Origin of the sequence: Streptomyces sp. (assembly GCF_031178505.1) — a bacterium.
In the GTDB taxonomy this organism is placed as follows: Bacteria; Actinomycetota; Actinomycetes; order Streptomycetales; family Streptomycetaceae; genus Streptomyces; species Streptomyces gulbargensis.
In genome coordinates this window covers 1-12,576 of sequence record NZ_JAPSIW010000119.1, presented here as the reverse complement: position 1 = coordinate 12,576, position 12,576 = coordinate 1, and the positions used below count along the sequence as shown (strand labels likewise).

Genomic DNA, 12,576 nt, shown 5'->3' with positions numbered 1-12,576 from the left:
CGCACCTCGGGTGCGGGCCGCCCGGCCGTCGTGTCTGTGGTGCTTCGCACAGTGACCCGTCGCAGGTCAAGGGTGAGTTGACGGGCGTTCTCGGGGCGTGGTGGACTGCCGAGGCCATTACGGCGGCAAGGAAGAGGAAGTCCGGTGCGATTCCGGCGCGGTCCCGCCACTGTGACCGGGCCCCCAGGGGTCCGGGAGCCAGGAACTCCCCCCGCCGGTCACGTCGAGCCAGGGCGCGGACCCTGAGTGAGGACACAGCGCCATGCCCGGCCGCACCCGCAGCCTGTCCGAAGCCGGCCCTTCCGGGGCCGCCGGTGTCTTCGCGTACGGAGCGGCCGCCGGCCTCGCCGCCGATCTGCTCCTCGGAGACCCCCGGCGCGGTCACCCCGTCGCCGCCTTCGGCCGGGCCGCCGCCGCCGTGGAGCGGCGTCTGCACCGCGACCACCGCGGCTGGGGCGCGCTGCACACCGCCGTCTGCGCCGGTTCCGCCGTGGCGCTCGGCGCCGCCGCCGCCCGCTCCGTACGGCGCAGCCGCGCCGCCTCCACCGCCCTGACCGCGGCCTCCGTGTGGGCCGTCGTCGGCGGCACGACCCTGGGCCGGGAGGCCCGTGCCATCGGCGGGGCGCTCGCCGCCGGGGACCTGGAGACCGCCCGGGAGCGGCTGCCGCACCTGTGCGGGCGCGACCCGCAGTCCCTGGACGGTCCCGCGATGGCCCGCGCGGTCGTCGAGTCCGTCGCCGAGAACACCTCCGACGCCGTCGTCGGCGCCCTCGTGTGGGGCGCCGTCGCCGGTGTGCCGGGGCTGCTCGGCTTCCGGGCCGTCAACACCCTGGACGCGATGGTCGGCCACAAGTCCCCGCGCCACCGCCGCTACGGCTGGGCCTCGGCCCGCCTGGACGACCTGGCCGGCTGGCCGGGCGCCCGCCTGACGGCCGCGCTCGCCACCGTCGCCGGGGGCGATCCGCGCGGCGCCGTACGGGCCTGGCGGGCCGACGCGGGCAAGCACCCCAGCCCCAACGCGGGCCCGGTCGAGGCCGCCTTCGCGGGCGCTCTGGGCGTACGGCTCGGGGGGACGCTCTCGTACGGCGGGCGGGTCGAGCACCGGCCCGTCCTCAACGGGGAGGGGCGGCCCGTGGAGGTCGCCGACATCGACCGGGCGGTCCGGCTCTCGCGCCGGGTGACCTGGCTGACCCTGGCTGCCTGCGCGGGCGGCCGGCTGATCACGGACACGCTGAAGCGGAGGACGAAGTGAGGGGTGGGGGGCTGCTCGTCGCCGGGACGACCTCCGACGCGGGCAAGAGCGTCGTCACGGCCGGCATCTGCCGCTGGCTGGTCCGGCAGGGCGTCAAGGTCGCGCCGTTCAAGGGACAGAACATGTCCCTCAACTCCTTCGTGACCCGCGAGGGCGCCGAGATCGGGCGGGCCCAGGCCATGCAGGCGCAGGCCGCCCGCGTCGAGCCGACCGCGCTGATGAACCCGGTGCTGCTCAAGCCGGGCGGCGACCGGACCAGCCAGGTCGTGCTCATGGGCCGGCCGGTGGGCGAGATGAGCGCCCGGGGCTACCACGGCAACCGGCAGAAGGAGCTGTTCGAGCCGGTCGTCGCCTGCCTGGAGGAGCTGCGGGCCACGCACGACGCCGTGATCTGCGAGGGGGCGGGCAGCCCCGCCGAGATCAACCTGCGCCGCACCGACATCGTGAACATGGGCATCGCGCGGGCCGCGCGCCTGCCCGTCGTCGTGGTCGGCGACATCGACCGGGGCGGTGTCTTCGCCCAGTTCTTCGGTACGACGGCGCTGCTCGCGCCCGAGGACCAGGAGCTCGTCGCCGGATACCTCGTGAACAAGTTCCGGGGGGACGTGACCCTCCTGGAGCCGGGCCTGGACATGCTGTACGGCCTGACGGGCCGCCGGACGTTCGGCGTCCTGCCGTACGCGCACGGCCTCGGCATCGACGAGGAGGACGGCCTGCGCGTCTCCCTGCGGGGCGCGGTCCGCGAGTCGGTGGTGGCCCCGCCGGTCGGCACGGACGTGCTGCGCGTCGCCGTCTGCGCCGTACCCCTCATGTCCAACTTCACGGACGTGGACGCGCTGGCGGCCGAGCCGGGGGTGATCGTGCGGTTCGTGGACCGGCCCGAGGAGCTGGCCGACGCGGACCTGGTGGTCGTGCCCGGCACCCGGGGCACGGTCAGGGCGCTGGCCTGGCTGCGCGAGCGGGGCCTCGCGGCGGCCCTCGCGCGGCGGGCGGCCGAGGGCCGGCCGGTGCTCGGCGTCTGCGGCGGCTTCCAGGCCCTCGGCGAACACATCGAGGACGAGGTCGAGTCGAAGGCGGGCGCCGTCGAGGGCCTGGGGCTGCTGCCCGTGCGGGTCCGCTTCGCCCGCGAGAAGACCCTCGCCCGGCCGGTGGGCGAAGCCCTCGGGGAGCGCGTCGAGGGGTACGAGATCCACCACGGCGTCGCCGACGTACGGGGCGGGGAGCCGTTCCTGGACGGCTGCCGGGTCGGCGCCGTGTGGGGCACCCACTGGCACGGCTCCCTGGAGAGCGACGGCTTCCGCCGCGCCTTCCTGCGGGAGGTCGCCGCGGCGGCCGGGCGGGCCTTCGTCCCGGCCCCGGACACCTCCTTCGGGGCGCTGCGCGAGGAGCAGCTCGACCGGCTCGGTGACCTGATCGAGGAGCACGCCGACACGGACGCGCTGCTGCGGCTCATCGAGGAGGGGGCCCCGAAGGGGCTGCCGTTCGTGCCGCCGGGGGCGCCGTGAGGGGGCCGTCCCCGCACGCGCGCGGACCACGTGTCCGCCGCCTGCCCCCGCGGGCCGTTCCCACCGCCGGGAGCGGGCCCGTCCTCCCGGCGCCCACCCGGGCCGGGCACGCCCGAGCCGAGCACAAGCCTTCCGAAGGAGTGACCACCCGATGAGCACCCGCTTTCCGTTCACCGCCGTCGTCGGCATGGACGACCTGCGGCTGGCGCTGCTGCTGAACGCCGTCAGCCCGTCCGTGGGCGGTGTTCTCGTCCGGGGCGAGAAGGGCACCGCGAAGTCGACCGCCGTCCGGGCGCTCGCCGAACTCCTGCCCGAGGTGGCCGTCGTCGCCGGGTGCCGGTTCAGCTGCGATCCGGCCTCGCCGGACCCGGACTGCCCGGACGGGCCCCACACCGGGGGCATCCCGGGCGCCCGCCCGGCGCGCATGGTCGAGCTGCCCGTGGGCGCCTCCGAGGACCGGCTCGTCGGTGCCCTGGACATCGAACGGGCCCTCGCGGACGGCGTGAAGGCCTTCGAGCCGGGCCTGCTCGCCGACGCCCACCGGGGCATCCTCTACGTGGACGAGGTCAACCTGCTCCACGACCACCTGGTCGACGTCCTCCTCGACGCCGCCGCCATGGGCGCCTCCCACGTCGAGCGCGAGGGCGTCTCCGTGCGGCACGCGGCCCGCTTCCTGCTCGTGGGCACCATGAACCCCGAGGAGGGCGAGCTGCGGCCGCAGCTGCTCGACCGGTTCGGGCTGACCGTGGAGGTGGCCGCCTCGCGGGACCCGCAGCAGCGGGTGGAGGTCGTCCGGCGGCGGCTGGCGTTCGAGGACGACCCGGCCGGGTTCGCCGCGCGCTGGGCGGACGAGGAGACCGCGCTGCGGGAGCGGATCGCCGCCGCCCGGGAGCTGCTGCCGAAGGTGGCGCTCGGTGACGCGGCCCTGCTGCAGATCGCCGCGACCTGTGCCGCCTTCGAGGTGGACGGCATGCGGGCCGACATCGTCATGGCCCGCACCGCGACCGCGCTGGCCGCATGGGCGGGCCGGACGGAGGTCACCTCCGAGGACGTGCGGCAGGCGGCCCTGCTGGCGCTCCCCCACCGCCGCCGGCGCAACCCCTTCGACGCGCCCGGCCTGGACGAGGACAAGCTCGACGAGACGCTGGAGCGGTTCAGGGGCGAGGAGCCGGACGGGGACCCGGAGCCCGACGGCCCGGGTGACGGCGGTCCCGGTGACGGCGGTCCCGGTGACGGCGGAGGGCCGGGGGGCGGCGGGGGCGGGATTCCGCCGCAGAGCGAGGGGCCCGCGTCCGGCGAGTCCTCCACGCCCGACGAGACCCCCGCGCCCGAGGAATCGCCGGCGCCCGGGGAGGCCCCGGCGCAGGCTCCGCGGGGCGGCGGCCCCGGCGCCGGTGAGCGCGCCGCCGTCTCGGCCGGCGAGCCCTTCCGCACGAAGGCGCTGAGCGTGCCCGGCCTCGGCGAGGGCGCGGCGGGGCGGCGCTCCCGCGCCCGTACCGAGCAGGGCCGTACCACCGGGGACACCCGGCCCCGGGGCGCGCTGACCAAGCTGCACCTCGCCGCGACCGTACGGGCCGCCGCCCCGCACCAGCGGGCGCGCGGGCGCAGCGGCCCGGGGCTCGTGCTGCGGCGCGACGACCTGCGGCAGGCGGTCCGGGAGGGCCGGGAGGGCAATCTGGTCCTGTTCGTGGTGGACGCCTCCGGGTCGATGGCGGCGCGGCAGCGGATGAGTGCCGTGAAGGGCGCGGTCCTGTCGCTGCTGCTCGACGCCTACCAGCGGCGCGACAAGGTCGGCCTCGTCACCTTCCGGGGCCGGGACGCCGAGGTCGCGCTGCCGCCGACCTCCTCGGTGGACGCCGCCGCCGCCCGCCTGGAGAAGCTGCCGACGGGCGGACGCACCCCGCTGTCGGCGGGGCTGCTGAAGGCGCACGACGTGCTGCGCGTGGAGCGGCTGCGGGACCCCTCGCGGCGCCCGCTGCTCGTGGTGGTGACCGACGGCCGGGCGACCGGCGGCGGCGCCGACCCGGTGGCGCTCGCGGCCCGTGCCGCGCGGCTGCACGCCGCCGACGGCACGGCCGCGGTGGTCGTGGACTGCGAGACGGGGCCGGTCCGGCTCGGGCTCGCCGGGAACCTCGCCCGTGATCTGGGCGGGACCGCGGTGACGCTGGACGAGCTGCGCGCCGACGCGATCGCCGGGCTCGTCAGGGACGTACAGGGACAGGGCAACAGCCCGAAGGACTCGATGAGGAGGGCCGCGTAGTGCCCAAGGGACAGCCGACCGTCGTTCCGGACGACGGACTGACCACCCGCCAGCGGCGCAACCGGGCGCTGGTGATGGTGCACACGGGCGTCGGGAAGGGGAAGTCGACCGCCGCCTTCGGCATGGCGCTGCGCGCCTGGAACCAGGGCTGGCCGATCGGGGTGTTCCAGTTCGTCAAGTCCGCCAAGTGGCGGGTCGGCGAGGAGAACGCGCTGAAGGCGCTCGGCGAGACCGGCAAGGGCGGCACGGTCGTCTGGAACAAGATGGGCGAGGGCTGGTCCTGGATCCAGCGCGAGGTCGCCGAGGGCGAGCAGTCGCACGAGGAGAAGGCGCGCGAGGGCTGGGAGCAGGTCAAGCGGGACCTCGCCGAGGAGCGGTACAAGTTCTACGTCCTGGACGAGTTCGCGTACCTGTTGCACTGGGGCTGGATCGACACCGCCGAGGTGGTGGAGGTGCTGAGGAACCGTCCGGGGCAGCAGCACGTGGTCATCACCGGCCGCAACGCCCCCCAGGAGCTGGTGGACTTCGCGGACCTGGTGACCGACATGTCGAAGGTGAAGCACCCGATGGACGCGGGTCAGAAGGGCCAGCGGGGCATCGAGTGGTAGCACGTCTCGTCATCGCCGCGCCCTCCTCGGGCGCGGGCAAGACCACGGTGGCGACCGGCCTGATGGCCGCGTTCGCCGGCCGTGGTCTGGCCGTCTCCCCGCACAAGGTCGGCCCGGACTACATCGACCCGGGCTACCACGCGCTCGCGACCGGCCGGCCGGGCCGGAACCTCGACGCGTACATGTGCGGGACCGGGCTGGTCGCCCCGCTGTTCGCGCACGGCTCGCGCGGCTGCGACCTGGCGGTGGTCGAGGGGGTCATGGGTCTGTACGACGGGGCCGCCGACCAGGGCGAGCTGGCGTCCACCGCGCAGGTGGCCAAGCTGCTCAAGGCGCCGGTGGTGCTGGTCGTGGACGCCTCCTCGCAGTCGCGGTCGGTGGCGGCGCTGGTGCACGGTTTCGCGTCCTGGGATCCGGAGGTCCGGATCGGCGGCGTGATCCTCAACAAGGTGGCCACGGACCGGCACGAGCACCTGCTGCGGGAGGCGCTCGGCGAGTCGGGGGTGCCGGTGCTCGGTGTCCTGCGGCGGGCGCCCGGTGTGGCGACGCCCTCGCGGCACCTGGGCCTCGTGCCGGTCGCGGAGCGGCAGGCGCAGGCGGTGGAAGCGGTGGCCGCGCAGGCCGAACAGGTCCGGGCCGGCTGCGATCTGGAGGCCCTGCTGGCGCTGGCCCGCAGCGCGCCGGAGCTGCGTACGGAGGCGTGGGATCCGGCGTTGGCCGGTGCCGGCGCCGCCGTGACGGCCGGCGCGTCCGCTTCCGCTGGGGCCGGCCGTGCCGGGCGGCGGGCTCCCCTGGTGGCGGTGGCCGGCGGGGCGGCGTTCACGTTCTCGTACGCCGAGCACGCCGAGCTGCTGCGGGCCGCCGGCGCCGAGGTGGTGACCTTCGACCCGCTGCGGGACGAGGCGCTGCCGGAGGGGACCTCCGGGCTCGTCGTCGGAGGCGGTTTCCCGGAGGTGTACGGGGCCGAGCTGTCCGCCAACGAGCCGCTGCGGAAGGCCGTGGCGGACCTCGCGGCCTCGGGCGCGCCGGTCGCCGCCGAATGCGCCGGCCTGCTCTATCTGGCGCGTTCGCTGGACGGGCGGCCCATGTGCGGCGTGCTGGACGCCGACGCGCGGATGTCGGAGCGGCTGACGCTCGGTTACCGGGACGCGGTGGCCGTGAGCGACAGCGTGCTGGCCGCCGCGGGGACCCGGATGCGGGGCCACGAGTTCCACCGGACGGTGATCGAACCGGGCGCCGGCGCCTCGCCCGCCTGGGGGCTGCGGCAGCCGGAGCGGCGGGTCGAGGGCTTCGTCCAGGGCGGGGTGCACGCCAGTTACGTGCACACGCACTGGGCGGGGGCGCCGGGGGTCGCCGCGCGGTTCGTGGAGCGCTGCGGGTGAGTTCAGTGTCCGGAGAGGCCCACCACGAGCCAGATGAAGGCCACGCCCGCGACCGTGCAGAGCAGGGTGGAGCGGGCGGGGTGGTCGTGGTGCGCCTCGGGGAGGATCTCGGCGGCGGCGAGGTAGAGCAGGGCGCCGCCGAAGAATCCGAGATATCCCCCGAGAAGTTCCTCCGGAAGGGTGAACAGCAGGGTGGACGCGGCACCGAGGAGCGGGGCGACGGCGTCGGCGGCGAGCATCGCGAGGGCCTTGCGGCGGGCGTTCCCGTAGAGGCTGGTGATCGTGTAGGTGTTGAAGCCGTCGGCGAAGTCGTGGGTGATGACGGCGAGGGCGACGGTGGCGCCCATGCCGCCGCCCACCTGGAAGGCGGCGCCGAGGGCGATGCCGTCCATGAGGCTGTGGGCGACCATCGCCGCGGCGGCGGTCATCCCGACCTGGGGGACCCGTTCCCCCGCCGTGGCCCCGTGGCCGGCGCGGCGGACGGCGAGCAGGCGCTCCACCGCGTGGGCGAGGAGGAAGCCGCCGGCGAACAGCAGCAGGGCCTCAGGGACGCCGAACACCTCGTCCCCGGCGGCCTCCAGCGCCTCGGGCAGCAGGTCGAGTCCGACGACGCCGAGCATGAGTCCGCCGGCGAGGCCGAGGACGAGGTGGCGCCGGTCGGTGACGCGCTGCGCGACCCACCCGCCGAAGAGGGTCATGAGGAACGCGCCGAGCGCGACGACGACAGCCATGGCCCCTTGCTATCGGACGGGGGCGCGTCCGTGCACGTCGGCGTGGGCGCCCGGTCGGGCGTGTCGGCGGCGGAGGTGCTCGCCCTGGTGGCGGAGTGCCTGCGGGAGGCGGGGGTGACGGCCGGGGCCGTGCGCGCGCTCGCCACGCTGGACTCGCGGGCGGCGGAGCCGGGGGTCGTGGCGGCGGCGGCCTCGCTGGGTGTGCCGGTGCGGGGTTTCGCGGCCGGGGAGCTGGCCGCCGTGCCCGTACCGCATCCCTCACGGGCGCCGCTGGTGGCGGTGGGGACGGCGTCCGTGGCGGAGGCGGCGGCGCTGCGGGCGGCGGGTGAGGGGGCGGTGCTGCTCGTCCCGAAGCGTAAAACCCGTCGCGTGACCTGCGCGGTTGCGGCATTCGTACCGGTTCGTCCCGAGCAAGGCGCGCCGGGCGTACGGTTGTTGCCCTTGACGCACGGGTACATCGCTGGCGAGCCTGGCTCACCCCCCACCATCCCCACCCCCCACACGACGGCGGCCATGGACACGCATACGCAATCCGACGCCCACGACCTGCGGCACCACGGTGACGCCGAGGTACGGGACGAGAAGCTGATCGATCTCGCGGTGAACGTCCGGACGGACACGCCTCCGGACTGGCTGCGGGAGCGCATCGCCCATTCGCTGTTCGGGCTCGCGGCCTACCCCGACGGACGGTCGGCGCGGGCGGCGGTCGCCGAGCGGCACGATCTGCCGCCGGGCCGCGTCCTGCTCACGGCGGGCGCGGCGGAGGCGTTCGTGCTGATCGCGCGGGCGCTGCCGGCCCGGCGGCCGGTCGTGGTGCATCCGCAGTTCACCGAGCCCGAGGCGGCACTGCGCGACGCCGGACACGAGGTCGAGCGGGTGCTGCTGCGCGAGGAGGACGGTTTCCGGCTGGATCCGGCGGCGGTGCCCAAGGACGCGGACCTGGTGGTGATCGGCAACCCGACCAATCCGACCTCGGTGCTGCATCCCGCCGCCGCGATCGCCGCGCTGGCCCGGCCGGGGCGGACGCTGGTCGTGGACGAGGCGTTCATGGACGCGGTGCCGGGCGAGCGGGAGTCGCTGGCCGGGCGGACGGACGTGCCGGGTCTGGTGGTGCTGCGCAGCCTCACCAAGACCTGGGGCCTCGCCGGGCTGCGGATCGGCTACGTGCTGGCGGAGCCGGAGACGGTGCTCGCCCTGGAGCGGACCCAGCCGCTGTGGCCGGTGTCGACGCCGGCGCTGGTGGCGGCCGAGGCGTGCGTGTCGCGGCCGGCGCTCGCGGAGGCGGAGCTCGCGGCGCACCGGATCGGGGTGGAGCGGGCCCATCTGCTGGCCGGGCTCGCGGAGTTCGACGAGGTGCGGACGGTGCCGGGGGCCGAAGGGCCGTTCGTGCTGATCCGGATCGACGGGGCGGACGCGGTACGGGAGCGGCTGCGGGCGCTGGGCTTCGCGGTCCGCCGGGGCGACACCTTCCCCGGCCTGGACCGGAACTGGCTGCGGCTCGCGGTGCGGGACCGGGTGACGACCAACCGGTTCCTGCAGGCGCTGGACCAGGCGCTGCTCATCTGCGGCTGATCGCCGGTTTCCGGGGCGTACGGCGGGAGGCCGGGGCGGGCGGTGTCGTCACACCGTCCGCCCCGGCCCCGTTCCCCCGAGCCGTGTCCTGCCGGTCGGGCCGCGAGCCCGGCAAGGCCGTCAGGACTCCCCGGAGCCGCCGGCTACGCCCCCTCGGGCCGTCAGGCGCGGGAGCGTGAGCGCGCGCGGGTGAGGGCGAGGGCGCCGCCGCCGGCGAGCAGGAGGACGAGCGCTCCGCCCGCGAGGTACGGGGTGGTGGAGCTGCCCCCGGTCTCGGCGAGGTTGCCGGTGGGGGCGGTGCCGCCGGTCTGGGGCTCCTTGCCGCCGTCACCTCCGTTCCCGCCGTCGCTCGGGGCGGGTGCGGGCTGCTCCGAGGGCCGCTCGGTCGGCTTCTCCGTGGGCTTCTCCGTGGGCCGCTCGGTCGGCTTCTCGGTCGGCTTCTCCGTAGGCTTCTCGGTCGGCTTCTCGGTCGGTGTCGCCCCCTTCGGGGTCTCGCAGGTCGCCTCGGCGAGCGTCACGGTGCCGTCGACCTCGGCCACGCCCAGGGCGAGCGGGTTGACCTTGACCTTCAGTTCGAGCGCGGTCGCGGCGGCGGTACGGGAGGTCACCGACGTACGGGAGAGGTCGAGGGTGACGGTACCGACGGCCGGCACGTCCACCTGGGTGCGGCCGCCGGCGGAGAGGGTCGTCCGCTTGCCGAGGACCGTGACGTGGCCCAGCACGTCGGAGGTGGCGACCGGCTTCTTCCCGGTCTCGCAGAGGGCCTTGGAGGTGACCTTCTCGACCTCGATGACGGAGAGCAGGGGGAGACCGGGGACGTGGACGCGGGCCTTGGCGAGGTTCACGTACCCCTCGGCCCCGCGCTCGTCCACGGTGGCGGTCGAGGTGGCGACGTCGGCCCGGAGGATGTCGATCGGCTTGTCGCCCTCGGCACCCTGGACCCGCACGCTCAGCGCGGTCTCGTCGGCGCTGCGCGGCGCCCTGACCTCGTTGAGGGTGGCGCGCACGGGGACGTGCACGGTCCGGCCGAGCAGGGAGACGTCGAGGCCGGTGCGGAGCACGACGGCGGTGGCGCGTCCTTCGCCGCCCGTGGCGTGCGCCGCGGGGGCCGCGAGGAGGGCGGGACCGGCGGCTAGGGCGGCGACGGTCGCGGCGGCCGCGGCGCGGCGTGCGGGCGTGCGGAAGGTGTTGCTGTTCAAGGTGGTGGAACCCCCACGGAAGACATGGCGTCGCCGGCCGCTCGCCACGGGGACGGTGGGTCGGCGCGGCGTCGGCGACTTGAGACACCGGAATCTTTACGCACGGAGAGTGAACCGGTGGTCGCCTGACGTGAGTTCACTCCAAAGGGGGGTTTCCGCGATCATTTTCGATTTTTCTCGGCACAACCGTTCTCGCTCGTCCCTTCCGTTTCGCACGGGGGGTGCGGACGCGAGGAATGAGAACGAACCGGGAGGAGCTTGGGTAACGGTTCGTCAACCGGACGCCCGGTCAGCTCGCGCGTGAGTACCCGAGGGCGTGGAGGCGTTCCTTGGGGAAGGCCAGCTCCTTGCGCGCGTACGAGGCGAGGGTGCGCGTGGTGGCGGTGTCGCAGGCGATCCAGAGGTACGTGCCGGGGCCGGCCAGGGCGGGCAGCTCGGCCTTCACCCGCGCCGAAAGCCCGGCGCCGGTGCCGTCGTGCGGCACCGTCCGCAGGTCGTGGCGCCCGGGGTCGGTACGGAACGGCAGCTCCGCGTCGGAGGCGTGCCGGGTCTCGAACCAGATCGTCGCGGGCACGTCCGGCAGCGCGTCGAGGAGGGAGTTGACGGCGGGCAGCGAGGCGGGGTCACCGACGAGGAGCAGGCGGGAGGGCGGCGGCTCGGGGAGTTCGAAGCCGGTGCCCTGGAGAGTGGCGTCGATGGTGTCGCCGGGAACGCAGGTGCGCGCCCAGCGGGCGGCCACGCCCTCGTGGAGCGCGAACTCCAGACTGAAGGTGCCCGCCCCGGGGTCCGGGTCGACGAGGGTGTAGGCCCGCTGATGGGGTTTGCCCCCGTCGTCGAACCAGAGGCGCACCCACATCGTGGGGTGGACCCCGGCGGCGGCGAGGAGACCGCCGTCTGCGCAGTGCACCCGGCGGTAGCCCTCGGTGACCTGCTCGGCCCCCGTCACGGTGAACGTGAAGTCCTTGCCGCGCATCAGCTTGAGGACGGCCCCCTGCCAGCCATGACCCACCGTGAACCCCACCCCTGAACTCCTGTAGATTAATTTAGGACAGCCTAACCTAATGAATCATGGCTGCTGAAGGACGGGATCGGGGTCTGGCGTGAGCATCGAGGTCTACCGGGACGCCTGGGGCGTCCCTCATCTGCGTGCCGCCGGCGCCGAGGAACTCGCCTTCGCCCAGGGACGGGTCACCGCCCACGACCGGGCCTGGCAGCTGGAGGTCGAGCGGCACCGCGCCCAGGGCACCACGGCCGCCTTCCTCGGCGCCGCCGAACTCGGCTGGGACACCTTCGTCCGGCGCGCCCGGCTCGCGGACACCGCCCGCCGCTGCTTCGCGCGGCTCGAGGAGTCCGACGCCCCGGCGGCGGCCTGGGTCCGCGCGTACGTGGACGGGGTCAACGACGGCCTCGCCGGGGGCGCGCGGCGGGCGCCCGAGTTCGCCGCCACGGGACTCACCCCCGGCCGGTGGGAGCCCTGGACCCCGCTCGCCGTCTGGCTCTCCACCCACATCCTCTTCGCCGGTTTCCCCACCAAGCTGTGGCGGGAACAGGTCGCCCGCCGGCTCGGCGAGGAGTGGACCGAACTCTTCGCGGCCGACGGCCCCGGCACGGCCGGCTCCAACGGCTGGGTGGTGGCCGGCGAGCGGACCGCGAGCGGCGCCCCGCTGGTCGCCGGAGACCCCCACCGGTTCATCGAGGCGCCGGGCGTCTACCAGCAGATCCGGCTCGCCTGCCCCGCGTACGACGTCGTGGGCCTCGCCGTGCCCGGCGTCCCCGGCCTGGCCCACTTCGGCCACGCGGGACCGGTCGCCTGGGCCATCACCAACGCCATGGCCGACTACCAGGATCTGTACCGCGAGCGGCTCCGGCGGCTCCCCGACGGGAGCGTGGAGGCCCTCGGCCCGGACGGCTGGCGCCCGGCCGCGACCCACCGCGAGACAGTGACGGTCCTGGACGGCGAGCCGGTCACCGTCGAGGTGATCGAGACGGACCGCGGCCCGGTGATCATCGGCGCGGAGGACGGCCCGGAGGCGGGCACCAGTGGCTCCGGGACCGGAAGCGACCGGT

The 12,576-nt window shown here is 75.4% G+C and carries 10 protein-coding genes and 1 riboswitch; of the genes, 7 read left to right on the top strand and 3 right to left on the bottom strand.

Annotation, left to right across the window (positions count from 1 at the left end):
- Window positions 1–131: 131 nt before the first annotated feature.
- Window positions 132–208, top strand: a riboswitch (cobalamin riboswitch).
- A 54-nt stretch (window positions 209–262) separates the two neighbouring features.
- The 5 genes from RIF68_RS11525 (at window position 263) to RIF68_RS11505 (ending at window position 7,007) form a co-directional block, all read left to right on the top strand.
- A complete protein-coding gene (locus RIF68_RS11525; protein ID WP_309051089.1) occupies window positions 263–1,252 on the top strand; it encodes a cobalamin biosynthesis protein in 990 nt (329 codons plus the stop codon).
- Complete coding sequence (locus RIF68_RS11520) at window positions 1,249–2,757, top strand: cobyric acid synthase (protein WP_309051088.1); 1,509 nt, start codon at window positions 1,249–1,251, stop codon at window positions 2,755–2,757. Before RIF68_RS11525 ends, RIF68_RS11520 begins: the two co-directional genes overlap by 4 nt.
- Before the next feature lie 151 nt (window positions 2,758–2,908).
- Window positions 2,909–5,017, top strand: coding sequence for a putative cobaltochelatase (locus RIF68_RS11515; RefSeq protein WP_309051087.1), 2,109 nt, complete (start codon window positions 2,909–2,911; stop codon window positions 5,015–5,017).
- The gene (cobO, locus tag RIF68_RS11510) at window positions 5,017–5,625 is read left to right on the top strand and encodes a cob(I)yrinic acid a,c-diamide adenosyltransferase (protein WP_309051086.1); all 609 of its coding nucleotides are present in this window, start codon (window positions 5,017–5,019) and stop codon (window positions 5,623–5,625) included. Before RIF68_RS11515 ends, cobO begins: the two co-directional genes overlap by 1 nt.
- Complete coding sequence (locus RIF68_RS11505) at window positions 5,619–7,007, top strand: cobyrinate a,c-diamide synthase (protein WP_309051085.1); 1,389 nt, start codon at window positions 5,619–5,621, stop codon at window positions 7,005–7,007. Before cobO ends, RIF68_RS11505 begins: the two co-directional genes overlap by 7 nt.
- A 2-nt stretch (window positions 7,008–7,009) precedes the next feature.
- Here the strand turns inward: RIF68_RS11505 and RIF68_RS11500 are convergent, their stop codons facing one another.
- Window positions 7,010–7,738: a ZIP family metal transporter gene (locus tag RIF68_RS11500; protein WP_309051084.1), complete on the bottom strand. Its 729-nt coding sequence runs from the start codon at window positions 7,736–7,738 to the stop codon at window positions 7,010–7,012.
- A 30-nt stretch (window positions 7,739–7,768) separates the two neighbouring features.
- On the opposite strand from RIF68_RS11500, the gene cobC reads away from it, so the two are divergent.
- A complete protein-coding gene (gene cobC / locus RIF68_RS11495) occupies window positions 7,769–9,310 on the top strand; it encodes an Rv2231c family pyridoxal phosphate-dependent protein CobC (protein ID WP_309051083.1) in 1,542 nt (513 codons plus the stop codon).
- Window positions 9,311–9,471: 161 nt separating this feature from the next.
- Here the strand turns inward: cobC and RIF68_RS11490 are convergent, their stop codons facing one another.
- Together RIF68_RS11490 and RIF68_RS11485 are read right to left on the bottom strand one after the other, a co-directional pair.
- The gene (locus RIF68_RS11490; protein ID WP_309051082.1) at window positions 9,472–10,509 is read right to left on the bottom strand and encodes an SCO1860 family LAETG-anchored protein; all 1,038 of its coding nucleotides are present in this window, start codon (window positions 10,507–10,509) and stop codon (window positions 9,472–9,474) included.
- A gap of 289 nt (window positions 10,510–10,798) precedes the next feature.
- Complete coding sequence (locus tag RIF68_RS11485) at window positions 10,799–11,518, bottom strand: siderophore-interacting protein (RefSeq protein ID WP_309051090.1); 720 nt, start codon at window positions 11,516–11,518, stop codon at window positions 10,799–10,801.
- 91 nt (window positions 11,519–11,609) lie between these two features.
- Here RIF68_RS11485 and RIF68_RS11480 point away from each other — a divergent pair.
- On the top strand, window positions 11,610–12,576 hold a 967-nt coding region (locus RIF68_RS11480; protein ID WP_309051081.1), incomplete at its 3' end, for a penicillin acylase family protein.

What these genes read in the sequence shown, in the direction of transcription:
- RIF68_RS11525 (WP_309051089.1), top strand. Translation starts at nt 263, where the DNA reads ATGCCCGGCCGCACCCGCAGCCTGTCCGAAGCCGGCCCTTCCGGGGCC.
- RIF68_RS11515 (WP_309051087.1), top strand. Translation starts at nt 2,909, where the DNA reads ATGAGCACCCGCTTTCCGTTCACCGCCGTCGTCGGCATGGACGACCTG.
- RIF68_RS11500 (WP_309051084.1), bottom strand. Translation starts at nt 7,738, where the DNA reads ATGGCTGTCGTCGTCGCGCTCGGCGCGTTCCTCATGACCCTCTTCGGC.